Below are 23967 nucleotides of genomic sequence, written 5' to 3'. Positions count from 1 at the left end.
CGCGGGCCCGTGCTCACGAAGGCCCTGGCGCCGCCGCCGTGTCGGCCCCCGAGCCCGCCCTCGTACGGGGGCCGGGGGCGGACCCCGTGAAGGGACCTGCGGCCGGCTCGGCGGCAGGGGCGGGGACCTTTCGAAGGCCACCGCCCTCTGCCCGGCCCGTCTCCCGCCGCTCCTCCCCCTGGTCGCCCTCCCGGGCCTCGGCCTTGGCCAGGACGCACACCCCGCGCCCCGCGGCGACCGCCGCGACCAGCGCGGCGAGGGCGGTTCCCAGGTCCGTCGGGTAGCGGTCCCCGAAGACCACGCCGATGAGCGTGGCGAAGACCGGGTTGACCAGGGTGACGGTGGCGAGCGGCGCCTCCAGCCCGCCCCGGTAGCCGAGCTGGCACAGCGCCAGGCCCGCGGGCGCGAGGCAGACGACGCCCGCGCCGGCGAGCAGCGCCGGCCACGGCAGGCCGCCGTCGACGCGCCGCAACAGCCCGTCGCCGTCGGCCAGTTCCAGCACCGCGACCTGGGCCAGCGCGGACGCCGCCGCGAACGCGACCCCGGCCGCCGCCGCGTACCACAGGCTCGCGGCCGGTCCCCGCCGCGTCACCCCGGCCGCCGCCGTGGTCACGCCGAGGACACCGGCGGTCAGCAGGACCGCGCCGAGCAGCGCGCCCGTGTCCGGCGCCCGGTCGGAGCCGGCCGAGCGGGTGAGCACCAGCAGCCCGGCGACCCCGGCCACCGTCAGCGCGGTGCCCCGCCACTGCTCCCCGCTCATCGGGCTGCGCAGCAGGGCGGCCGACAGCACCGGCGCCGCGACCAGCGTGAGCACGCCCAGCATCTGCACGGCGACGAGGCTGCCGTAGCGCAGGGCGGCCGTATGGAGCAGCGCGCCGAGGGCGTTGAGAAGCAGGGAGGTCCACCAGATCCCCGAGCGCCGGTACCCGCGCGCCCCGGGCAGCGCGGTTCGCGCGGCCGCGCCGCGTTGTGCGACGGCCGCGGCGGCGTAGACGAGCGCCGACACCGTACCGAGCAGCAGAACGGCCATCACGGGCCTCAGCGTCCTTTCACCGGTTCACCGGTTCACCGGGGGGAAGGGGGCGCGGAACAGGGGCGGCGCGGCGGCCGGTACGCCGGGACGGGGCGCGCCGGGCCACGGCACACCCGCGCCCGACGGACCCGCCGTACTGCGGGTGCCCCGCCACCCCTCGTACACCCGTGCCGGGGCGCCCCGCCGACGAGGCACCCCGGCACGAGCGGGCCGGCACGGTCCGCCGGCGCTCACGCCCCGCCCGGGACGTCCTGGACGTCCTCGGGGCGGATCTTCGGCAGGGCGAGGACGAGCAGGCAGGACAGGCCGAAGCAGCCGATCTGCCAGTACACGACCTGCTCGAAGCTGTCGGAGAAGTTGGCCTTGCGGGCCTCGGGCACGGCCTTGGCGAGCACCGCGGTCTGCACCTTGTGCTTGACGTCCGCCGGCATCGGGTTGGTCGCGAGCTCCTTGTTGATGCGCGCGCAGCTGGCCGGCGTCCGGGTGAGGTCCTTCTGGTTCATCTTGTCGTGGAAGCAGGTCTGGAACCCCTGCGTGATCTGCCCCTGCTGCTCCTGCGGGACTCCGGCGGCCGCCAGGTCGGAGCGCAGCTGGGGCACCGCGGTGTCGCTGGCGCCGTCGGCGTTGGAGCCGAGCAGGCCGTAGAAGAGGATGCCCGCGACGGCGATGCCGATGGCGATGCCGACCTGCTGGACGGTGGCGACCATGCCGGACGCGGAACCGGCCTCGCGGGAGCGGATGCCGGCCAGGATGATCCCGGTGCACGGCGCGAGGAAGAAGCCGCCGCCCAGGCCCGCCACCATCAGCGACGGCACCAGCTGGTAGCCGTGCAGGTCCGTGCCGGCCCAGTGCACCGTGGCGATGACGCCGGACATGCCGACCAGCAGCAGGCCCGTACCGAGCGCGAGCGTCTTCGTGCCGAGCCTCTTGACCACCGCGGCGGACCGGGCGGAGCCGATCGCGATGAGCGCGGCGAAGCCCAGGCTGACCAGGCCGGCGGAGATCGGGGTGTAACCGAAGCCGATCTGCAGGCTCATGATGAAGGTCATGAAGAACGACGGGATGCCCGCGAAGAACACCACGCTGATGAGGAGCCCCACGGTGAACGACCGCTCCCGGAAGAGGCTGGTCGGCACCAGGGGCGAGCGGTCCGCGAGCTTGGACAGCTTGTTCTCGTAGACGAAGAACTCGGCCAGCAGCAGCGGGCTGAGCACCAGCAGCACCAGGCTCCAGCCCGGCCAGTCGTGCTCCCGGCCGATGACCAGGGGCAGGATCAGGCTGAACAGACCGGCGGTGAGGATGCCCGCGCCGGTGACGTCCAGCCGGCGGGCGCCGGGCGCCGAGGACTCGGGGATCTTGATCAGGCCGAACACCAGGGCGACCAGGCCGACCGGCAGGTTGACGTAGAAGATGGCCCGCCAGTCGGTGCCCATGATGTCCAGGTCGATCAGCCAGCCGCCGAGCACCGGTCCGAGGACGGTGCCGAGGCCGACCGAGGCGCCGTACATCGCCAGGGCCTTGGGGCGCTCCTCCTTGGAGAAGGTGACCTGGAGGATCGACAGCACCTGGGGGAACATCAGGCCGGAGCACAGGCCCTGGAACACCCGGGAGACGATCAGGAAGGTCGAGTTCGGGGCCGCGCCGCACAGCGCCGAGGCGATGGTGAAGCCCAGCATGCCGATCAGGAAGACCTTGCGGCGGCCGTGGATGTCGCCGAGCCGCCCACCCGTCACCAGGGTGCAGGCGAACGCGAGCGAGTAGACGGCGACGACGAGCTGGATCTCGGCGAAGGTCGCTCCGAGATCGCTCTGGAGCGAGGGCAGGGCGACCATCGTGATGGTCGTGTCCAGCATCTGCATGAAGATCGCGGACAGTGTGACCGCGAGGACCACCCAGCGAGCGGCGTAGGCCGCAGCCGGACCGGGCGAAGTGCCGGGCGGGTCAGCCGCCTTGGCGCCCACGTCGATCGATTCCATGTTTCCTCCTTGGGCCCGCTGCCCCTCTCGGCAGCGCCCATCCGGCTATTTCACTCTCCAATGAAGTCTACGAGCAATGAATTAAGTGTCGCAAGCCGAGGAGGACACGATCCGGACACCGAACGTCCGTTCAACATCACAGCGGGGAATGACAGTTGACCCGGCCACACCCCCCGGCCGCGCACAGCACCGCGGGCGGGGAGGCACCCCTCCCCGCCCGCCAGGACGTTCCAGCACCGCGCCCGCCCCCGGACGCCCCCGCCTCAAGCGTCGGGCCCGTCCGCGCCGAGCAGCGCCCCGACGACGGGAGCCAGTGCGTCGACGGCCGCCTCGCCGCCCTCCTTGAACAACGTCTCGTCCAGGAAACCCATGTGACGGGACGTCATGACGCCGATGAACAGACTGCTGACCAGCCAGACCCGGACCTCGTCGGACCCCGAGTCGGCGACGTCACGGGGCAGCAGGGCCCGGCTCATCCGCTCCATGGCCACCGGCAGGTCCAGCACCGAGCGCAGCACGCCGAGGATGCGCCGCCCCTGCACGGGGTCCTCCCAGTCGGCGACCGCGTGCCGCAGCAGCCACTCCGCCGCCCCGGCGTCCCCGCGGCGCAGCGCCTCCCGCAGGACCTCGGCCGGCCGCACGGTGTCGGCGATGACGGCACTGAAGAGCGCCTCCTTGGAGTCGAAGTAGTGCGGTACGAGCGCCGGGTCGCAGCCGGCGTCCGCCGCGATGGCGCGGATCGAGGTGTTGCGGTAGCCGAGTTCGGCGAACAGGTCCGCGGCGGACCTCATGATCGCCTGACGGGTGTCGGACAAGCCTTTCGCTTCTGCCACAGCGGAACTTCCTCTCGTTCCCGAGTCCCCCGCAGGACGCGTGCGCGCCCGGCATCGGCAAGGAGCCGCAGCGTGGCACCGCCCGCAGCGACCCCTCCGAGACAGGAATTCACCTTGGCGTGAACTCTACGCTCCGTGACTTCTGGGGTCAAAGCTTAGACACTCCGCCGCCACCCGGAACACCCCTCCTGAGCAGGCACGTTGTAGTTGAAACCCGGAGCCGTCCGCCGCACGCCGCCCGGGCGGTCAAACCCGCACGCACCAGACCCATGCAATTCAACGCCCATTGAAATCAGTCCGGGATCGCCCTACGCTCGCCGACGGGCGCCCGCCCCTTCGTCCACGTGACGACCGCGCGGCCGAGACGGCGCACGCGCATTCCGCCCACGGGAGAGGCACTTGCCGGTGACGTATCAGACACAGCAGCTCGGCCGGGTCGTCATTCGCTTCTCGGGCGACTCCGGCGACGGCATGCAGCTGACCGGAGACCTGTTCACCTCGGAGACGGCGTCGTTCGGCAACGACCTCGCCACGCTCCCCAACTTCCCCGCCGAGATCCGCGCCCCCGCAGGCACGCTCCCCGGGGTGTCGTCCTTCCAGCTGCACTTCGCCGACCACGACATCCTCACCCCCGGGGACGCGCCGAACGTCCTGGTCGCCATGAACCCCGCCGCGCTGAAGGCGAACATCGCCGACGTGCCGCGCGGCGGCGAAGTCATCGTCAACACCGACGAGTTCACGAACCGGGCCCTGCAGAAGGTCGGCTACGCCGCCTCGCCCCTGGAGGACGGCTCGCTGGACGGCTACCACCTGCACCGGGTGCCGCTGACGACGCTGACGGTCGAGGCGCTCAAGAGCTTCGGGCTGAGCCGCAAGGAGGCCGAGCGCAGCAAGAACATGTTCGCGCTCGGGCTGCTGAGCTGGCTCTACCACCGCCCCACGGAGGGCACGGAGAGGTTCCTGAGGACGAAGTTCGCGAAGAAGCCGGAGATCGCCGAGGCGAACATCGCGGCGTTCCGCGCGGGCTGGAACTTCGGTGAGACGACGGAGGACTTCGCCGTCTCCTACGAGGTGGCGCCGGCCGCGCAGGCGTTCCCGGTGGGCACCTACCGCAACATCTCCGGCAACCTGGCCCTGGCGTACGGGCTGATCACCGCCTCGCGCCAGGCCGACCTGCCGCTGTTCCTGGGCTCCTACCCGATCACCCCGGCGTCGGACATCCTGCACGAGCTGAGCCGGCACAAGAACTTCGGCGTGCGCACCTTCCAGGCCGAGGACGAGATCGCCGCGGTGGGTGCCGCCCTGGGCGCCGCGTTCGGCGGGTCGCTCGCGGTCACGACGACGTCCGGCCCGGGCGTCACCATCAAGCAGGAGACCATCGGCCTCGCCGTGTCCCTCGAACTGCCGCTGCTGATCGTGGACATCCAGCGCGGTGGCCCCTCGACGGGCCTGCCGACCAAGACCGAGCAGGCGGACCTGCTCCAGGCGATGTACGGCCGCAACGGCGAGGCCCCGGTCCCGGTGGTCGCCCCGAAGACCCCGGCCGACTGCTTCGACGCCGCCGTCGAGGCCGCCCGCATCGCCCTGACCTACCGCACGCCGGTCTTCCTGCTCTCCGACGGCTACCTCGCCAACGGCTCCGAGCCCTGGCGCATCCCCGAACTCGACGAACTGCCCGACCTGCGCGTCCAGTTCGCGCAAGGCCCGAACCACACCCTGGACGACGGCACCGAGGTCTTCTGGCCCTACCTGCGCGACCCACAGACCCTCGCCCGCCCCTGGGCCGTCCCCGGCACACCTGGCCTGGAACACCGCATCGGCGGCATCGAGAAACAGGACGGCACCGGCAACATCTCCTACGACCCCGCCAACCACGACTTCATGGTCCGCACCCGCCAGGCCAAGATCGACGGCATCGACGTACCGGACCTCCAGGTCGACGACCCGCACGGCGCCCGCACCCTGGTGCTCGGCTGGGGTTCCACCTACGGGCCGATCACCGCGGCGGTCCGCAGACTGCGCACCGCCGGCGAGTCCATCGCGCAGGCCCACCTGCGCCACCTCAACCCTTTCCCGCACAACCTAGGCAGCGTCCTCGCCCGGTACGAGCGCGTGGTCGTCCCGGAGATGAACCTCGGCCAGCTCGCCGGGCTGCTCCGGGCGAAGTACCTGGTCGAGGCACGGTCGCACACGCAGGTCAACGGCATGCCGTTCAAGGCGGAACAGCTCGCGCAGGCTCTCAAGGAGGCCCTCCATGCCCGTTGAGGCACTCACCCTCGTGCCGAAGGCCGAGGCCCGGCAGTCGATGAAGGACTTCAAGTCCGACCAGGAAGTGCGCTGGTGCCCCGGCTGCGGCGACTACGCGATCCTCGCCGCCGTCCAGGGCTTCATGCCCGAACTCGGCCTGGCCCGCGAGAACATCGTCTTCGTCTCCGGCATCGGCTGCTCCTCCCGCTTCCCGTACTACATGAACACCTACGGGATGCACTCCATCCACGGCCGCGCCCCCGCCATCGCCACCGGCCTCGCCGCCTCCCGCCGCGACCTCAGCGTCTGGGTCGTCACCGGCGACGGCGACGCCCTCTCCATCGGCGGCAACCACCTCATCCACGCCCTGCGCCGCAACGTCAACCTCAAGATCCTCCTCTTCAACAACCGCATCTACGGCCTCACCAAGGGCCAGTACTCCCCCACCTCAGAGGTCGGCAAGATCACCAAGTCCACGCCGATGGGCTCCCTCGACGCCCCCTTCAACCCCGTCTCCCTCGCCCTCGGCGCCGAGGCGTCCTTCGTCGCCCGCACCGTCGACTCCGACCGCAAGCACCTCACCGAAACCCTGCGCCAGGCCGCCGCCCACCCCGGCACCGCACTCATCGAGATCTACCAGAACTGCAACATCTTCAACGACGGCGCCTTCGACGCCCTGAAGGACAAGCAGTCCGCCGAAGAGGCCGTCATCCGCCTGGAACACGGCCGGCCGATCCGCTTCGGCGCGGACGGCGCGCGTGGTGTCGTGCGCGACCGCGCCACCGGAGACCTGGAGGTGGTCACCGTGACCCCGGACAACGAGTCCGACGTCCTCGTGCACGACGCGCACGCGGCCACGCCCACCACGGCGTTCGCGCTGTCCCGGCTGGCCGACCCCACGACGCTGAACCACACCCCCATCGGGGTGTTCCGCTCCGTCGCACGGCCCGTCTACGACACGTTGATGGCCGACCAGCTCGACACCGCGATCGAGCAGCACGGCAAGGGCGACCTCGCCCTGCTGCTCGCCGGCAACGACACCTGGACCGTGGAGAGTGCCTCATGACCTACGTCATCGCGCAGCCCTGCGTCGACCTGAAGGACAAGGCGTGCGTCGACGAGTGCCCCGTCGACTGCATCTACGAGGGTGCCCGCAAGCTGTACATCAACCCGGACGAATGCGTGGACTGCGGCGCCTGCGAGCCGGTGTGCCCCGTCGAGGCGATCTTCTTCGAGGACGACCTGCCCGACGGCTGGACGGACTTCCGCCGGGCGGACACGGAGTTCTTCGCCGGCCTGGGCGCACCCGGCGGCGCGGCCGGGGTGGGCCCGGCCGACCGTGACCACCCGGTGGTGGCGGAGCTGCCGGTGCCGGCGTCGTCCTGAGGGGGCGGGCCGGGGGGGGGACCGGCCCGCATCACCGGGCCGACGACGGCCCGGGCCTGGCTACACCTCCAGGTCGACGACGACCGGTGCGTGGTCCGAGGCGCCCTTGCCCTTGCGCTCCTCGCGGTCGACGTAGGCGTCCTTGACGGCCCGGGCGAACGGGGCGTTGCCGTACACCAGGTCGATGCGCATGCCGCGGTTCTTGGGGAAGGCGAGCTGGCGGTAGTCCCAGTAGGTGAAGGGCTGGTCGTACTTCAGCGGGCGCGGCACCACGTCGGCCAGGCCGGCCTCGCGCAAGGCGGTGAGGGCGGCGCGCTCGGCCGGGGTGACGTGCGTGGAGCCCTCGAAGGCGGCGGCGTCGAAGACGTCGTCGTCGGTCGGCGCGACGTTGTAGTCGCCGAGCAACGCGAACGGGCGGGAGCCCTGCGCGTCGCCCGCGACGGCGGCCCGCAGGGCCTCGAACCACTCCAGCTTGTAGGCGTAGTGCGGGTGGCCCACCTCGCGCCCGTTCGGCACGTAGACCGACCAGACGCGGACCGGCCCGCAGGTCGCGGAGAGCGCGCGGGGCTCCACCGCGCCGTCGTAGCCGGGGTCGCCGGGCAGGCCCTTGACGACGTCCTCGATGCCGACGCGGGAGAGCACCGCCACGCCGTTCCACCGGCCGGTGGCGTGGACCGCCGCCTCGTAGCCCAGCTCGCGCAGGGGCTCGAACGGGAACTGGTCCTCGGCGACCTTGGCCTCCTGGAGGCACAGCACGTCGGTGCCGCTGCTCTCCAGCCAGGCCAGCAGCCTCGGCAGGCGTGCGGTGATCGAGTTCACGTTCCAGGTCGCGATGCGCATGGTCACCAACCTACCCGGAGGGTCCGACAACGCGGCCTCACAGGTCGGCGGTGCCTCCGGGGGCGAGCCGCAGGTGCTCGGAGCCGCCCAGGTTGCCGAGGTGGGTGTCGTAGATCGGCCGGGCGAGGTCGGTCAGGAGCGCGTCGTGGACGTCGTAGACCCGGCGGGGCCCGACCTCGCGCACGTAGTCGATCACCTCGGAGATCTTGCTCCATGGTGCCTGCACCGGGACGAGCAGGGTCTCCACGGCGTGGCCGGGCACGGTGAGGGCGTCGCCGGGGTGGAAGACGAGGCCGTCGTCGACCAGGTAGCCGACGTTGGTGACGCGCGGCAGGTCGGGGTGGATGACGGCGTGCAGCTCGCCGTGGACCTGCACGTCGAAGCCGGCGGCGGTGAAGGTGTCGCCGTGGCCGACGGTGTGGACGCGGCCGGGGAACGCCGGGGCGAGCTGCTCGGCGACGGAGCGCAAGGCCCACACCTCGGCGGCCGGGTCGGCGTCGAGGGCGGCGCGCAGGCGGCCCTCGTGGAAGTGGTCGGGGTGCTCGTGGGTGACGAGGATCGCGTCGGCGCCGGCCGCGGCGTCCTCCTCGCTGAACCCGCCGGGGTCGAGGACGAGGGTGCGCCCGTCCTTCTCCAGCCGGACGCACGCGTGCGACATCTTCGTGAGCTTCATGGGTCCATCCTGCCGGGTGGGACGACGGCCGGCCGTGAGGCGGCGGGTGGGCCCCGCCGCACCCCTCGTGGAGGCGGCCGCCCGGCCCCCTGGCTCCGCGGGCCCCGGCTGCCTACTCCCGCGGGGTGGTCTCCTCGCGGATGACCTGCTGGGCGACCCGGAAGGCGTCGGTGGCGACGGGGACGCCGCAGTAGACGGCCGCCTGGAGCAGTACTTCCTTGATCTCCTCCGGGGTGAGGCCGGTGCGCAGGGCGGCGCGGATGTGGACGGCCAGCTGCTCCAGGTGCCCGCCCGCGACGAGCGCGGTGAGCGCCACGCAGCTGCGCGAGCGCCGGTCGAGGCCGGGGCGGTCCCAGACGTCGCCCCAGACGTAGCGGGTGAGGAACTCCTGGTAGTCCTCGGAGAAGGCGTCGGCCTGCGCCAGCTCCCGGTCCACGTGCGCGTCCCCGAGGACCTCGCGGCGGACCTTGAGGCCGGCGTCGTAGGCGTCGGCACGGCTGCCGCCGGGCGGTGCGGCCGGGGCGGGCGCGATCTCCGCGACGGGGGCGACGGGCTGCGGCGGGACGACGGGGGCGCGCGGGGGCATGGCGCCCATCGGCACCATGCCGGTCATGCCGGGCAGCGCGGTCTGGCCGGTGCTCACGTCGTAGGCGGGCTGCCAGGCGGTGGAGAAGTGCCGCACCAGCAGGTCGGTGACGGCCGCGGGCTGCTCCACGGGCACCAGGTGCGAGGCGCCGGGTACGACGGCCAGGCGGGCGTCCGGGATGCCGGCGACCAGCGTACGGGCCTCGGCGGGGCCGGTGACCTGGTCGTCGGAGCCGACGAGGACGAGGGTGGGCACGCCGACCCGGCCGAGCTCGGCGCGGACGTCGAAGGAGGCGAGCGCCTCGCAGGCGGCGATGTAGCAGCCGGGGTCGGTGGTGCGCACCATCTGCACGGCCCAGTCGGTGATCGCGGGCTGGGCGGCCGCGAAGCCGCCGGTGAACCAGCGGTCGGGCGAGCTGCGGGCGATCGGGTCGAGGCCGTTGGTGCGGACGATGACGCCGCGTCGGCGGAACTCGTCGGCCGAGCCGAACCGCGGCGAGGCCGCGATCAGCGCCAGCGAGGCGAGGCGGTCGGGGTGCCGGAGCGCCAGCTCGACACCGACCGCGCCGCCGAGCGCGCAGCCCGCGTAGCCGAACCGCTGAACGCCCAGCGCGTCCAGGGTGACCAGCAGCCGCGCGGTCAGCTCGGCGACCGACCCGGCGGGGTGGGCGGGGGCCCCGCCGTGCCCCGGCAGGTCGAACCGCAGGACGCGCCATTGCTGGGCCAGTTCGGGCACCTGACGGTCCCACATGTGCCATGTGGTACCCAGTGAGGGACCCAAGATCAGGACCGGAGCGTCTTCTGGCCCGTCAAAGCGGTATTGCAGGGTGTTCGGGGGTGTCTCACTCACGCCCCAGACCCTCTCACGTCTCACGAAATCTCACACGGCCAGGTGAACCCGGCGGCTCGTGACCCTCGCGGCGCGGCACGCCCGGCACCGCCGAGACCCTCATGGGTCCACGTACGGGTTCCTCGATGTGCACGCCTGACCGTGGGGACAGTGCGTCCTCCCGGCTCGCGCACCCTCCCAATCCCTGCGCCGCACAGCTTCCCACCCTCGGCACGGCTTCCAAACGGTCTGGTTTGCAGCAAAGCGTGTAGTGCCGTCCCCAAGGATCGGCATGACGCACCTGAGAACCTTCCGGGATTCACCGACGAACAGCCCGAACGCCACACGGCGGGCAAGCTCTCTGCCTTGCCTCGCAGGAGGGGAGACGTTGGCCGTAGCCTGGCCGCCCCTCCCCCTTGCCGTCGCTGGTCCACAGCCAGCAGCGGCTTCCGGGTTCACTCGATTTGACTGCCATACGGCTGGGCAGGTCGCTCAATCGGCAGGCCGCCTGAGTCACGCTTGCCCCTCCGTCGCAGCACCGTGCAGGCCATCCCACGTTGTGGCGGCTCCGCGGAGGTCCTCCACGTCCGGCTTCACGTACCACTTCTTGGTGGTCTTGACGTTCGTGTGTCCGGCCCACCGGGCAAGGATGTGATCCGGCACGCCTTTGTTGGCGAGGTATGTGAGGCAGGAGGAGCGAGCGTCGTAGAGGCGCACTCTGCGGAGTTCAAGGATCTCCATGAGTCGGTAAGCGCGCCTGCGGAGCTGTTTGATCGTGAAGGCTTCCCCGGTCTCGTGCACCACGACGTATCCGGAATCCGAGTAAGCCTCACCGAGGACGAGCTTCTCCTTGGCTTGGAGAGCCCTGAACGACTTGAGGGCAGCCAGCACCAGTGCCGGCAAAGGAAGATCCCGTTCCCCGGCCAGGGACTTGGTGTCCTTCTCCACAACGTACCGATTCCCCATCATTGTCCGCGTGTTGGCTATGGTGATTGTGGCGGCTTCCAAGTCCACGTCTTCCCATCGGAGTCCGCAGACTTCAGCCGGACGTAGACCCATGAGGGACAGCAAGAGAGCAGCGTAAAGCCGTTCTGTCCGGACACCGTGAATGAACGTCTGAATCTCCTGCACGTTCCACGGCTTCACCTCCTGCTTCTTCTTTCGCTCTTCTTTACGTGCCCTACGTGGGATGGTCACATGTTGGGCTACATTCATGGTTACTAGCCGACGCGTAACGGCTCGATTCAGGGCGTCCTTCAATCGGGCGAGACTCATCTCCACGCTGGTCACTCCAAGCGGAGTACCTGCTTTGTCACCGCGCACCCGCCCATGCTTCAACGCCCAGTGCATCCAATTTTCTACATCTTCCTCGGTGAGTTCTTGAAGCCGGATGCGCCCCAGCCTCCCTCGAACTCGATCGAGGGTAACCCGATAGTTGTAAATAGTGGTCTCTTCCAGATCCTCTGCCTTCATGGCCAGCCACTGATCAAGCCACTCATTTACATTTATCTGGTTGGGCGGTACGAACGTCCCTTCCTCGCGGCGGTTGGTGATACGCGCGTACTCAGCCTTCGCCTCCTTGAGAGTGGCGAACGTACGAGTCAGCTGTTTGCGCCTCCCGGTGGCAGGGTCGGTGCCTACGTCGACTACGAACCGGTAGCGCACCTGTCCCTTGGAGTTGGGTGGAAGCTTCCTGATCGGAACGGACAGGGGGTACTCACTCTCCTTCATGGGGACCTGCATGAGCAGGGCGCCGGATCATCTGGCTGGCACCAGACCAGTGCCATTCCGTTTCACGGGCTGCTGAGTTCGCTGCAGCTCCGCCGCCAAGCACAGCCGCGCATGTGAACGTCCTCAAGGAACCTCACGATCGCCGGTTTTGCTAACCGGCGATCGTCGTCTATGTTGCGCACCGCATCGCGAAGGCGGCATCTGCTTAGGCTCGCCGCAGCCAGGGCCAGCCGACACGTAACCAGGTGCGCGCCGTCCGTGGCGAGCACCAGCAGACCGTCATCGGTGAGGCGGTCGAGATTCCGGGCAGCGAGTCGCTCGTCCTCATGGCGAGTGCCACTTGCCGTGTTGCGGCGCCAAGACGTGCCGCACGGTATGCGAGGGCTGCACTGACGCCGCGATAGCCGGGTTGCAACAGGTCCTCGCCGAACAGGCCAGCCACGCAAAGGCAGACGTACAGCCCGGCGGAAAGGGTCCCGTAGTCGCCGGCTGCTTGGCTGTACCAGGCGTTCAGACGCGCCGCGCGTATAAAGAGCGGGTGCAGTGAAGCGAGCGGATCGAATAGCGGAGTCAGACAGGCGGACCTCCCCAAGTAGGAGCCTGCCAACAAGGCAGTCACACGGGTGCAGGATTCCAAGGCGTTTCGCAACCTGGGCCGCAGTGGAGCATCTGCACATCCTGGCCTGGTGTTTTCCGGGACGTTGTACGTTGACATGGTCCGGACGGAGGTATCCAGTCCTGTGGTCCTATTTCTCGTCTGCCGTGAGCGAATGGCCGCCGACAGCCAGCAAATCCTCCTGCGGTGGGCTTGCGAAGCGCACGGGCCCGGCGCCTGCATAATGCAGCCGCACGACCTCGTTGATGAGAACCTGCCACCGCGGTGCCGAAGCGACGCGCCACCCCGCATGGCCCACCGGCACCTGACTGGTACAGGCACGTGGTCGAGCCTCACTCGCCTTGAGGGGTGGCTACCAGCTTTCGGTGTGCTCGACGCAGCGGCCCGGGACCGGGCGTTCCGCTACTTCGCCGGCGCCGTCGAGGTGGCCCGAGCGTTCTACCTCTCCGCCCGCGCTAATACCACCGGGCCATCGCCCTCCCTGGCCACCACCGGCGCGAGGCAGAGCCCCCGGACCTGAGCGATGGCCAGCGGCACGACAGCAGCGGCAGCAATGATCAGGGCGCCCGCCGCCAGGGTCGCGCGGAGCCCGAACACCTGGGAGGCGGGACCGGCCAGGAGGTATCCGAAGGGCACGGGAAGGATTTGCCCGAGCGTCGAGAAGGACAGGGCCCGGCCCAGCCGGTCCGCCGGAATCCTCTCCTGCACCAACGAGGCCCACACGGTCATGCTGACCGCCAGCCCCGTGCCCGCCAACGCCGTGGCGAGGGCGAGCGCGAGCAGCGGCACGGCCGCCGCCATCGCGCCCAGCGGCACCGCCATCGAACCGGTGCCCGCACAGACCACGAGCCCGACCCGACGCGGCTTCCACATCAGGGCGAGCGCCGCCCCGGCCACCAGCCCCGCGGTGAAGCCGGACACCACCACGCCCCAGGGTGCGGCGCCGCCGAGAACCCGCTGCCCGTACACCGGTCCCAGGAGCTGGTAGCCGACCAGCCACACGGGAACGATCACGGCGGCCTGGCAGACCATCACCCACAACCAGCGGCGGGAGCAGAAGTCATCCCAGCCCTCGCGCAGGTCGGCGGTGAAGCCGGTCCGGACCTTCACGTTCTTCGCCTTCAGGCTGATCCGAGAGAAGAGCAGGGCCGAGGCGGCGAACGTGAGAGCGTCCCAGCCGAGGGCCCAGCCAGGGCCAACCACGGCGACCAGGACGCCGCCCAGGGCGGGCCCCGCCACCTTTACCGTGTTCTGCCCGATCTTCAGCAGGGCATTGGCCGCGTGCCGGAGTTTCGGCCGGGACGACCTCCACGACGATCCCGCCGGCCGCGGGCGTGAAGAAGGCCCCGGCCGCCCCGCAGACAGCCGACATCGCCACCAGGTGCCAGACCCAGGCCGTGCCCGAGAGGAGCAGGAGCACCACCGCCGCCTCCGCAGCCGCGCAGACGACGTTGGACCACACCATGACCCGCTGCCGGGGCAGCCGGTCCGCGACGACTCCACCGACCAGCAGCAGAAGGATCTGCGGTACGACACTCGCCGCGAGAACCACGCCCAACGCACCGGGTCCACCACCGATCTTGAGGACCGCGAAGGCCAGCCCGATGGGCGCCACGGCCGAGCCGGTCCAGGAAAGCAGGCGGGCGGCGAAGTGCAGCCTGTACGGTCTGATCGCTAAGGGGGCGACTGCCTCCCGGACCCGGGCCGCCCAGCCGATACGTGGGACAGGCTCCGCCGGATTCCGGTCGTGCAGCCGCGCCTCACGCAAGATCCAACTCCACCCAGAGAACACGAAATCCCGGCAGCTGGGCGCCGCCGGGAAGGTCGCCCCGACTCTAGAGCACCTCGAAGATCGTGTGTCGCAGACGCACCAATAGCAACCCGGATAGGGCGCAGCGCGAACGCGCCGTCGCACCACAAGCAGGGTTCACCAGCTGGCCTCTGACGCGTCTAAGAAGTTGTTGTCTTTCCGGGCTTGAGGTCTGCGTTTTTGCTGGTCGGGCGTAGGGTCGGCGATCTCGTGGGAGTGGTGGCCTGTCGTGTTGTAGCTCCCCGGGAGGTCGTGGATGCCGTCGGTTGTCGGACTGCTGCAACAGCACGAGCTCGCTGCTCGGCGTCGAGTCGACGGGTTGCGGGAGGAGGCCGATCGCATGCAAGCCGAGCTGGCCGCGGCTGAGCAGGAATGGCAGGAGTGGGTGATCGCCCGCAGGCGGGTCGGCACCGTGCTGGCTTTGGACGGCGACACCGCCGCCGTGGAGATCACCCCGGATCCGCAGGGTGCGGATGCGCAGGCAGTGCCCCGGGATGCGGCGAAGCCGAAGTCACAGGTGCCCATGTGGCGTGAAGGGCTGGCCTGGTCGGTGCTGTCGGCGCGGACTATCAGCGCATTCTCACGGTGCTCGTGGACCGGGCTCGGCTGCCTCAAGGACCGCTGACCTGCCAGGAGTTGGCCGCAGCGTTCGGCATGGACGTGGTGCCGGCGTACGGATGCTGCAGCACCCGACGTGGATCTCGTGGGGGCAGTTCATAACCCCAGGCGTGCGCAACCGTGAGCGAGATCTTGCTGTCATGATCGCAAACGCACTTCAACCACGTGAATACGTAAACGTTCAAATACTACGGACCTACTTGCGTTTTCTGCGTACGGAACTCGGCCTTTCCGGCGAGGACATCCTGGACGCCGAATTCCCAGAGCCCATGGCGTAGCCGACTGCCTTCACAAGTAGCTTTCCGCATTCGGGGGTCGCCTTCGTCTGATGATAGAGAAGGTGCATTAACCAAAGTATGCGTTCAATGCGGACATTGCACGCTCCGTGACGCTTGAGACGGTTCCGATGCCGGAAACAGTAACCAAGCGACGTTCGGCACCGTATTTCTGCACCACGCTTTCGGACTGCGTCTTCCAGACGTCCCACCGCATTGCGATGACCTTGCGACTGTCGTCGTCACGCAAGTAGAGGGGTCCGCCGCAGATGTCACAGATGCCAGGTTTTTGAGGGGGTCGCAACATGATGTGCGCAACGTGGGAGCTGTCGTTTTTGCATATCCGCCGCCCCACCAGGCGCCTGAAGGACTCATCGCGCTCAACCTCGAAGTTCAGCGCTGCGTCGATCTTCTCTGAATTCCTCGCCAACAGTTCATCTACCGCTTCCGCTTGATTGCGGTTTCTAGGGATTCCGTCAAGGATGAAGCCGTGCCGGGTGTCGGGGCCTTGCAGTCGACTTTCCAACATGCCCAGGGTCACCTCGTCGGGAACGAGTTCACCTCGGTTCATATATTCATATGCCCTCTGTCCAAGCGGTGTACGCCCTCTGATGTTGGTGCGGAATAGCTCCCCGATGTGCAGCACGGGAACTTCCAGTAGTTTACCTAAAAATACAGATTGTGTTCCCTTTCCGCTTCCGGGTGGGCCGACGAGGGCAATCCGGCAATGTTCCCGCATCTGCAGGCGTGCGGCGACAGGGGTTGTTCCGCGTTCGGTGGCATCGAGGAGTATCAGCGTCGCTGACGCTGTCATCTCATCGGCCTGAATCCGTGCCGCCTCGATGATTGACTCCGCCTCGGCTTGCGCGTCCTTGACGATGCGCTCCGCTTCGAAGCGAGCTGCTGACAGAACCTCCTGGTCGCTGCGGAGGAGTGGCTGGTCGGGTCCTCCTGGGATCTTGTTCCGTGCCCCAGACTGCTTTCGGTACGCGCTGGCCTGCCGCTGGTGGAGCTTGACTCGCTTCCACCGTTCGCGCCACTGCTCCCGCACCCCTTGATCAGCCCCGGCCAGCTGCCTGACCAGCTCAAGGGTGAAGTTCAGCGACGGAAGGCGCTTGCCGCTGATGGCTTCAGAGATGGCAGAGGAAGACAAGGACACACGACCCGCAGCCCCTGCTGCTGCCGCGATCTCCCGGTACGACGGTGATCCGCGGTCGACATGCAGGACGTGCAGAGCGTCCGCGAATGCCGCCAGTTCACGGGCATACGCGTCCGCGGCTCCCCGCTGGTCCTCGGTCTGATCGGCCACTCGTTCCCTCCTCGGCGATAAAGGCCCAGCGTAGGAGTGGTCCGTCGAACTTCGCCGACCATTGCCGAATGCCGCCGAACGATGGCTTGTTCAGCGCTGTCCTGTGCCGTACGCCCGATCGAGGCACTTCACGGGTTGCGTTCGAGTTTTTCCGGGTCTGCTCGCTCGGCTCACAGAAGACCGTTGCCAGTGGGTCTCATGGGTGCCACGTACTCGGATGTTCCGATTCCCGGAACCTGGACCGCAAGGAGCCCGCGACACCAATGCCGTTCCTCCAACCGATGAGTACTGCTTCTGCCGTGCCCGCCTACGTCCTGCTCGCCGCCTTAACGGTCATCGTTGCGCTGCTCACCGTGGTTGCAATCGTCGCCCGTGCAGTGGTGGCGAAGGCTAGGCCCGAGGACCTACCGCACATCCTTCCGGGCCTGGGTCAGGTCCTTGCCGCGCTGGCCCTGTTCCTCCCGTGGGGGCGCGGCACACGGGGCCCGACCGTCGCGCCACCGCGTCCCGGACAGCCCGAGCGCAGAGGAGGCCGCCGACGGGGCTGAAGCCGCGATCAGGCCGCCGGCGGCTGACCAGTGGGCGCGGCCTGGTCGGCGGGCTGGTCCAGCTGCTGCTGGCGGCGCCGCTGCTCGTTGCGGTGTTCTTCGACCCGCTGGGTGAACAGCTTCAACGCCTGCTGCTCTTGGGCGGCGTCGAAACCGCTGTAGGGGCCGACGCCAAGAGCGAAGGCGTTGGCCTCCTCCTCGATGGCGTCGGCGGTCTGGAGCAGGAAGTAACTGCGCTCGCGGTACTTGTAGTAGCCGGTGAAGGCGGCTGCCAGCGTGACAGTGAAGCCGATGGCAATGATCGTAATGTTCTGCCATGTGAACTGGTTGCGCGTGTCCAGGGCGGCGACGGTGGTCGTGGACGCAGCACCGATCATGATGAGGTTCTGCAGCATGTTGTGGATGAGCCGATATTTGCGGCTGTCCGTCCGGTGCTGCTCGATCACTCCGGTCACATCCTCGCGGTAGAGGCTGCGCCGCTCCTTCAGCGTCGGGTGGATGAGCGCGCTGAGGAACCGGAGGGCCTCACGGTTCGTCTCGAGCATGTCCTCCAACTGGGACAGGCTCAGGTGCCCGCGGGGAGGCGCGGCCACCCAGGTGGCCACGCCGGAGACCAGCGCCAGCACTCCGCAGGTGATGTCGACCCGGAGGAACCTGGAGGGGGAGCTCCACGTCAGCACCGTCCACAACAGGCCCGTCAGGACGGCACCGCTGGCGACGGTCAGGGCCAGGCCCACCGCGCGGACCCTCCTTCTTCGCCGCAGCAGGTCCCGCTCCGTCTGCTTCACGTCTCGCCGCAGCTTGCGCAGCGCGGCTCGTTCATCGGCTTCGGCCTGCCGTTGATCGGCACTCAGATGGTCATCAGCGTCGCTGATTCGGCGAGGCGCATCGTCGTCAAGACTGCGGGCCACGGCTTCGGTCCTCTCGTCTGAGCGGGCTCAGCGAGCGAACGCTTCGGTCAGGCTGATGCGGTAGCCGTCCTCTTCCATCAGCACGACAGTGACGCCGAACGGATCGGGGTGGTCCAGCTCGATCGGGGTGAAGGAGAAGTTCACCGCGGCCTGGATCGGCGGCACCAGTTCGCTACCGGGGTGCGGTGCGGGGGCCGGCCTCCAGTCCGGCGCGACCGACGCCCAGCCCTCGGAGCTGCGGGACAGAAGCTGCTCGCTGTAGGGGAACTGGTGCCGCACGTGCCCCTCCCGGGTGGCGACCACCATGTTCAGGCACGGCGCCGGACCGACGATCGGCAGCGCGCAGGCGGTGGAGACATCGCGGGTTTCCCATGCGAGGACGACCTCGTCCGCGCCGGCCGCCGCGGCGATGTTCGCGAGCTCCGCGATCCCGGCGAGCGCGTCCCGGCCGACCTTGAGCGGGCGCACCCAGATCAGCCCGACCAACTCGCCGCACACCAGCGGCATCATCAGCGGCCGCGGGACGACTCCCTCGCTCAGCGAGGCGGTGTACGTTTCCTTCGCGACGCCGACCAGGCCGTCCCACGTCCGCGCGTCCACGGAAGCCCCCTTATCTCAGCTGTTCGTGATCGCAGCCGACCCTGCCACGCGGAGTGATGCGGTGTCAGGGCGATGATCGGCCAGCCCCTTCAAGCGGCGGATGCTGGGCTGCTGAGAGGGGAGCGCCGCCAGACAGTGAGGTGTGGCGTGAATCACAGCGGGTGTCGGGAAATCGAGTGCCGGATCAGCTCTCCCCCGCCGCAGGTAGGTGAACAGACTTACCCAAGCAACAAAGGAGGCCCGAGATGCCTGCGGTTTCGACGCCGGACTCGGCACCCGAGGATGCCGCTCAGCGGCCTGCTGCAGCACCGTCCGACCCGACAGAAGCGCTGCTCGTTCCCTCAGCGGAAGGATGCAGCTCGCCCGGAAACGTGGCGCTCGACGAGCCGGGCGACGCGAGTCTCGCAGTGCCGATGGACGGGCCCGACCTGGACCACGGTGCCTTCCCGCCGCTTGACGATGCCGTCCTGAACTCCGGCAGCCTGGCTGATGTTGTGGAGACGGCTGCCTTCTGGTCCGGCGTCAGCAGCTCCTTCCAACCGCTGGTCGGCCTCAGCACGCTGCTCCGCGAGTTCACCGAGCAGGCGAACTTCGCGCTCGCCCCGGCGCTCGTCGGCATCGAGCTGGCAGTTCCCCGGCTTCCTAACATCGGAGAGATGGTCGGCCAGTCGCTGCTGGACGGACTGACGGCCCACAATGCCGCGCTGCCGGCGTTGGCCGGCATGCGGCCCCAAATCCTTCCCCTGTCCGAGACCGTGAACTCGGTACTGCCCTCCGTCGTAAACACGCTGGGGCTGCTGGACGGACTCAGCCCGGCCGGGGCGGTCTTGCCCGTAATCGAGCCGCAGGTCAACAGCCTGGCGAGCGTGCTGGGACCGGCCGCGCGTCTGTCGTCGATGGCTGACGCCTTCCAGCCGCTGGTTGGTCTCGGTGAACTCGTTCGTCCGTTGCACGTCGGCCTGGCCCCGGTGTTCGAAGGTCTCCTGGCTCTGAATCCCCCGCTGCCCAAGCTGGCAAAGATGGCGGGAACGCTCGCTCCGTGCTTCGCCATCCAGGTGGGAGTGCCGCGGATGATGCAGGAGGTCCTGCGCACCCTCCCCACGATGGCGGACATCATCGGTGGCCATATGGCCGCCCTCTTCGCCGGAGTCCGGTGTGTTACCGACTGGGCGAAGCGACTGAAGCCGTCCGTCCTTGCCGAGGCCCGCTACGCCTACGACGCGTATAAGAAGGGCGACACGGAGCCGATGAAGGACTTTCTGCGCCGTTGCCTGCGTCTGTGGCCGGTGCTGGAGGACCACTGCCAGGCCCTGGCTGTGGCGATGGTCGAGCGCGCATGGGAGCAGGAGGCCGACCTCACCGACGACCAGTCGGTTCGCAGGGTCCTGGTCCGGTACGCCCGCCAGGGCTGCGACTTCGAACGCGATCATCAGATCTGCGGTGCCTCGATCGGTTACATCCCGGAGGGTTGGGAGCAGCCGGACACCGTGCCCGGGCCGGAAGACCTGGTGATCCCCCGCCTCGTTCCCTGGGCCCAGCAGTTTGAGACCGCTCCGGTGCGCTACGTGGCAGGACAGCTCAACGAGCAGGAACAGACCCTGGTCCGTGTCTGGTCGGAGAACCACCCCATGACGTGGCCCAAAGCATCGGACCTGGTGCAGCAGGATGAGGCGCAAGGAGAGCGAGCCCGGCGCAAACTGCAGCGGCTTGGCAAGGAGTGGCGCAGGCGCGAGAACCTCCAGGAGTTGTCGTGAGTGCGCCGTCCGACCGGTCGCAGGAGCCGCTGATGACGGTGCGGGCCGCGGTGATCCTTATGCTGGGCACCCAGATCGCCGTGGCCGCCGGCGTGCTGACCGTGCTGGCAGGGAACGCATGGACTGTCGCGGTACTGGCTGCCGGGGGCGCCTTCGCGGGCACAGTCGCCTTTGCACGATCCGTGATCGGCTGAACTGTTCAGATTGCGCGAGGGCCGCCCCGGTCGGGGCGGCCCTCGCAGCGGTCATGCCAGCTCTTCCTTCTGCGTGCACTTGACCTGTCTGGCGGTCATCGGGCTGTCTGCACGCCGGTAGGCGGCAGGCGCTGCTGCTACGGGTGGTCCAGAGAGGCGGTGAGGCGAGCTGCCAGCTCGTCGTCATTCAGCGCCCTGCCTCCTGGGCGTCGTTTCGGAACTCGGAGATGGAGTCCACCCACTGTGAGTCGGCCAACTGCTGTGCTCCGGGCGGCTGTACGGCATTCTTCAGCGATGCAGCCCGATCCCGAACCCTGGTACACCACCACCCTCAACGTGTGGACGTTGGCGGGAGTGCTCGTAGCCACCTGGACCCTCACCAAGACGCTCACCGAGGGTTGGCGCCGCACCATCGGCCGCAGGCGCTACCTCACCACTCGCCTTCGGAAGATCGCCCCCGGTGTGCGGCACGACTATGTCGAATCCCTGCTGGGCGAGCCTAAGTGGCAGTCGACGATGGAATGCACCCGTCTCGTCGCCAACGAAGGCCAAAACACCGACGACTATGACAGGAAGGTCGAGATCACCGTACGGACCTGGCCCCTGTCACGGCTCGGCTACCTGGTCACATGGGGTGACGACGACACCGTGGTCATGTACGGGATCACCACGATCAGCTGGTGGTTCCGGCCTCGCGTGCTGATCGGCGATACGCGGATCCGGCTGGGGAAGACACCCTTTGCAGTTCTGGGTGAGCCGGGCGAGCACAGCGCCTGGCTCGGTAACCGCCGGTTCGGATACCGCGAGCACCACTATTTCGGCAATCCAGGCGGCTACCGATCGTGGTACGTCGGCGTCAACGACATCGGATACAACGCCGTCCATCCCGCCCTCGACTGGTTCGACGACGAGGACGACTCCCGCACGCGCCTTCTGCCCGACAGGCAAGCCGCCTACCGGGCGAGCGCACCGATCAACACCGTTGTCATCAGCGGTATCGCCCTATATGAGGAAGTGCAGGAGGGCGGCTTCTTCGGCATCTCCCTGGGAGTTGATCAGGACTTGGTCCGCTTGGCCGACCCTGAGTACCAGGTGATCGACAGCCGGATCAGCCGGGCCCACCGTCGTATCCGGGACTGGCGATGGCTGATGAACTACCGCCGCCGGGAGAGGAAGCTGCGCGCCCTGTACTGCCGTTGACGTTATAAGCTTCGGAGCGACTACCCGGAGGACAATGGCCACTCCCATTCAGAAGCGGTCGAGGATCCCGAGCTAGCTCCATGCTTCGGCGTCGCGAGCGCGACCACCTCGATCCGGTGCCGGGAGCGGCGGTACGCCACCGACGACGCACGAAAGTCGTCGGAGTCAGCGAGGGCGGACTCGACGACCGCGTCCAGGCTGCGGTCGCGGACGTACTGTTCGACGGCGGTCTGCCAGCGGCTGGTGTCCGGCCGGACCTTCGCGCCGGCGGTACGGACGTCGGACAGTCCTGGGGCACCGCGTCACCGGCGCGGTGACAGGCGCGCTGACGGCCGGGTTACCGGACGCGGCAGCGACACCGCTGATCGGGGTCGTTTCGCTACTCGCATGGACCGTCCTGTACGGAGGACGGATGGTCGGTACCGACCTCGTCGACGTCATGCGAGGACAGAGCCGCGGCTAGCGGGCAACAACGGCCAGCACGCCGGCACCACCACCGGTGTCCTGATCGGCACACCGGCCTACATGGCACCAAAGCACTCGCCGACACCTTCGATCACCGCTCCGACCTGTACTCGCTCGGCTGCGCGCTCTACGAGATGGTCACCGGCCGCCGGCCCTTCACCGGCACCTCCTGGCACTTGGTCAACCAGCACATCAAGGATCCCGCCCCGCTGCGCACCCTGCGCCGCGCCCGTGGACCTCGAACGGCTCGTCGACCGACTCCGTTGCGCTCGATCTGGGCGGCGGCGGCCAGGACGGCGAAGAACATCGCGCCCATGCCGTTGGGGTCGTAGATGCCGCTGAGCGGGCCGGTGAGCAGTTCGAGCTGGACGCCGGTAGTCTGGTGCTGGCCGGACAGCGTCATCAGCTCGGCGGCACAGCGGGCGAGACGCTTCAGCTCGAGGACAGTGAGGATGACCTCCTGTTCAGGGGCGGACTCCTTAATGTCGTACGCCAGCTTCAGCGCCTTCTCCAGCTCCGGCCGGGTCTTCACGCGCGTACTGATCTTCTCGGAGAAGATCCGCTTGCAGACCGGGGCGAGCGCATCGAGCTGGCTCTGGAGTTCCTGATGCGCGGTCGAGCAGCGCGCGTACCCGATCCGGATCGGCTGCAAGGTGGCGGCGGCCGGCGCGGCCTCGACGGGCGGGCCCGGCTGCCACGGTCGGCCGGGCCCGCGGTCCTCGGGTACCGGCACCTCCAGCTCCTCCCGCAACGCGGGCAGGAGTCACGTAGTGTCATCGACATGGCCGCGCGCAGGCGCGCGGCCATGTCGGCAGCCTCCTGCGGTGGCACGGACAGGACCCCGTTCTCAGTCATGAGCGCGTGGAACTGCTGCTGCTCGTAGGGGACACCTGCCGGCAGCGCAGCGATGTGCCAGTGCAGGTGCGCATTGCCCTGCTGACTGCCCAGGGAGTACAGGTATGTGCGCTCAGATCCGCAGACGCTCTCGACGGCCAGGGCGACCTCGCGGACGACCTGCATGAGACGAAGGTAGGCCACTTCGTCCAGGTCACGGACAACGTGCTCGATGTGCGCCTTCGGTGCGACGAGCACCTTCCCCCGCACGGTGGGCCACCGGTCGAGGAACGCCACATGGTCCTGGTCCTCATAGACCTTCTCGTGCGGGTAGTCCGGATGCCCGGCCAGGAACGAGCAGACGAAGCACGGCCCGCTTCGCGTGCGGGCCGTGTATGCCTCAAGGTCCATAGCCTGCCGGTCAGTCGACACCTGCACTCCTCTCATCTGTGGTGCGCCGTCGAAGCCTTTCAGGCGAAGCCAGGTGCCTGCCGACCACTGGGCAGCAGGCACCGCCGGACACTTGTCGTCGGCGTCGCCTGCGCGAGCTGGTTGTGCAGGCGCAGCGTCACTCTCCGGTTGCGCGCCCCGTGCTGCTCTAGAACGCGCAACAGCCGATCGTCCTTCTGCGGGCGGGAGGGTCGGACTGCTTCAGGGGTGCCGGTGAGCCATCTTGCGTGCGGCCTACACCGTTTCGTGG

Annotated in this window: 19 protein-coding genes and 3 pseudogenes; 7 read left to right on the top strand and 15 right to left on the bottom strand. The window is 68.8% G+C overall.

What is annotated here, in order from left to right:
* Positions 1–13: 13 nt before the first annotated feature.
* From E4U91_RS29085 to E4U91_RS29070, 3 genes are all read right to left on the bottom strand, one after another.
* Positions 14–1033: a DMT family protein gene (locus E4U91_RS29085; protein WP_137309545.1), complete on the bottom strand. Its 1020-nt coding sequence runs from the start codon at positions 1031–1033 to the stop codon at positions 14–16.
* Positions 1034–1263: 230 nt separating this feature from the next.
* Positions 1264–3009: an MFS transporter gene (locus tag E4U91_RS29080; protein WP_137309544.1), complete on the bottom strand. Its 1746-nt coding sequence runs from the start codon at positions 3007–3009 to the stop codon at positions 1264–1266.
* 263 nt (positions 3010–3272) lie between these two features.
* Positions 3273–3824: a TetR/AcrR family transcriptional regulator gene (locus E4U91_RS29070; RefSeq protein ID WP_137309542.1), complete on the bottom strand. Its 552-nt coding sequence runs from the start codon at positions 3822–3824 to the stop codon at positions 3273–3275.
* Positions 3825–4241: 417 nt separating this feature from the next.
* On the opposite strand from E4U91_RS29070, the gene E4U91_RS29065 reads away from it, so the two are divergent.
* From E4U91_RS29065 to fdxA, 3 genes are read left to right on the top strand one after another with little or no spacing between them, the layout of a single operon-like run.
* On the top strand, positions 4242–6107 hold the full coding sequence (locus E4U91_RS29065) for a 2-oxoacid:acceptor oxidoreductase subunit alpha (protein ID WP_338326692.1): 1866 nt from the start codon (positions 4242–4244) through the stop codon (positions 6105–6107).
* The gene (locus tag E4U91_RS29060) at positions 6097–7155 is read left to right on the top strand and encodes a 2-oxoacid:ferredoxin oxidoreductase subunit beta (protein WP_137309541.1); all 1059 of its coding nucleotides are present in this window, start codon (positions 6097–6099) and stop codon (positions 7153–7155) included. Before E4U91_RS29065 ends, E4U91_RS29060 begins: the two co-directional genes overlap by 11 nt.
* Positions 7152–7475: a ferredoxin gene (fdxA, locus tag E4U91_RS29055; RefSeq protein ID WP_137299138.1), complete on the top strand. Its 324-nt coding sequence runs from the start codon at positions 7152–7154 to the stop codon at positions 7473–7475. Before E4U91_RS29060 ends, fdxA begins: the two co-directional genes overlap by 4 nt.
* Before the next feature lie 60 nt (positions 7476–7535).
* Here the strand turns inward: fdxA and E4U91_RS29050 are convergent, their stop codons facing one another.
* The 6 genes and pseudogenes from E4U91_RS29050 to E4U91_RS39645 form a co-directional block, all read right to left on the bottom strand.
* A complete protein-coding gene (locus E4U91_RS29050) occupies positions 7536–8315 on the bottom strand; it encodes an exodeoxyribonuclease III (protein ID WP_137309540.1) in 780 nt (259 codons plus the stop codon).
* Between the two features lie 37 nt (positions 8316–8352).
* On the bottom strand, positions 8353–8988 hold the full coding sequence (locus tag E4U91_RS29045) for an MBL fold metallo-hydrolase (protein ID WP_137309539.1): 636 nt from the start codon (positions 8986–8988) through the stop codon (positions 8353–8355).
* Positions 8989–9100: 112 nt separating this feature from the next.
* On the bottom strand, positions 9101–10423 hold the full coding sequence (pcaDC, locus tag E4U91_RS29040; protein ID WP_137309538.1) for a bifunctional 3-oxoadipate enol-lactonase/4-carboxymuconolactone decarboxylase PcaDC: 1323 nt from the start codon (positions 10421–10423) through the stop codon (positions 9101–9103).
* A gap of 492 nt (positions 10424–10915) precedes the next feature.
* Entirely contained in the window at positions 10916–12133 is a 1218-nt protein-coding gene (locus tag E4U91_RS29035) for a tyrosine-type recombinase/integrase (RefSeq protein ID WP_137309537.1), read from the bottom strand.
* Positions 12134–13187: 1054 nt separating this feature from the next.
* Complete coding sequence (locus E4U91_RS39650) at positions 13188–13988, bottom strand: MFS transporter (RefSeq protein WP_277755346.1); 801 nt, start codon at positions 13986–13988, stop codon at positions 13188–13190.
* Between the two features lie 112 nt (positions 13989–14100).
* Positions 14101–14541, bottom strand: a pseudogene (locus E4U91_RS39645) (MFS transporter); the annotation flags it as partial.
* A 274-nt stretch (positions 14542–14815) separates the two neighbouring features.
* Between E4U91_RS39645 and E4U91_RS29020 the strand changes: the two are divergent.
* Positions 14816–15231, top strand: a pseudogene (locus E4U91_RS29020) (hypothetical protein); the annotation flags it as partial.
* A 291-nt stretch (positions 15232–15522) separates the two neighbouring features.
* On the opposite strand, the gene E4U91_RS39820 reads toward E4U91_RS29020, so the two are convergent.
* The 3 genes from E4U91_RS39820 to E4U91_RS29005 all read right to left on the bottom strand — a co-directional run bounded on the left by E4U91_RS39820 (position 15523) and on the right by E4U91_RS29005 (position 18820).
* Positions 15523–16761, bottom strand: a complete 1239-nt coding sequence (locus tag E4U91_RS39820; protein ID WP_338326691.1) for a nucleoside monophosphate kinase — start codon at positions 16759–16761, stop codon at positions 15523–15525.
* Positions 16762–17317: 556 nt separating this feature from the next.
* On the bottom strand, positions 17318–18220 hold the full coding sequence (locus E4U91_RS39200) for a DUF4231 domain-containing protein (protein WP_241678730.1): 903 nt from the start codon (positions 18218–18220) through the stop codon (positions 17318–17320).
* Between the two features lie 27 nt (positions 18221–18247).
* Positions 18248–18820: a hypothetical protein gene (locus tag E4U91_RS29005; RefSeq protein ID WP_137309535.1), complete on the bottom strand. Its 573-nt coding sequence runs from the start codon at positions 18818–18820 to the stop codon at positions 18248–18250.
* A gap of 245 nt (positions 18821–19065) precedes the next feature.
* Here E4U91_RS29005 and E4U91_RS29000 point away from each other — a divergent pair, with 245 nt between their 5' ends.
* The 3 genes from E4U91_RS29000 to E4U91_RS28990 all read left to right on the top strand — a co-directional run bounded on the left by E4U91_RS29000 (position 19066) and on the right by E4U91_RS28990 (position 21968).
* Complete coding sequence (locus E4U91_RS29000) at positions 19066–20574, top strand: hypothetical protein (protein WP_137309534.1); 1509 nt, start codon at positions 19066–19068, stop codon at positions 20572–20574.
* Positions 20571–20768 carry a hypothetical protein gene (locus E4U91_RS28995; protein ID WP_137309533.1) on the top strand — a complete coding sequence of 66 codons (198 nt, stop codon included), beginning with the start codon at positions 20571–20573 and terminating at the stop codon, positions 20766–20768. The genes E4U91_RS29000 and E4U91_RS28995 overlap by 4 nt, the downstream gene beginning before the upstream one ends.
* 294 nt (positions 20769–21062) lie before the next feature.
* Positions 21063–21968, top strand: a complete 906-nt coding sequence (locus tag E4U91_RS28990) for an ETEC_3214 domain-containing protein (RefSeq protein ID WP_137309532.1) — start codon at positions 21063–21065, stop codon at positions 21966–21968.
* Between the two features lie 20 nt (positions 21969–21988).
* Here E4U91_RS28990 and E4U91_RS28985 read toward each other — a convergent pair whose 3' ends face one another.
* The 3 genes and pseudogenes from E4U91_RS28985 to E4U91_RS39190 form a co-directional block, all read right to left on the bottom strand.
* Positions 21989–22255 (bottom strand): zeta toxin family protein, encoded by a 267-nt coding sequence (locus tag E4U91_RS28985; protein ID WP_241678904.1) that lies wholly within the window; start codon positions 22253–22255, stop codon positions 21989–21991.
* A gap of 305 nt (positions 22256–22560) precedes the next feature.
* A complete protein-coding gene (locus tag E4U91_RS39195) occupies positions 22561–23166 on the bottom strand; it encodes a recombinase family protein (protein ID WP_241678729.1) in 606 nt (201 codons plus the stop codon).
* Positions 23167–23312: 146 nt separating this feature from the next.
* Positions 23313–23678 (bottom strand): annotated as a pseudogene (locus tag E4U91_RS39190) (HIT family protein); the annotation flags it as partial.
* Positions 23679–23967 lie beyond the last annotated feature (289 nt).

The sequence above is a fragment of the Streptomyces lasalocidi genome (assembly GCF_005280215.1).
Classification (GTDB): domain Bacteria; phylum Actinomycetota; class Actinomycetes; order Streptomycetales; family Streptomycetaceae; genus Streptomyces; species Streptomyces longwoodensis.
The sequence above is the reverse complement of the archived record's forward strand: the minus strand, read 5'-3'. Positions and strand labels throughout refer to the sequence as shown.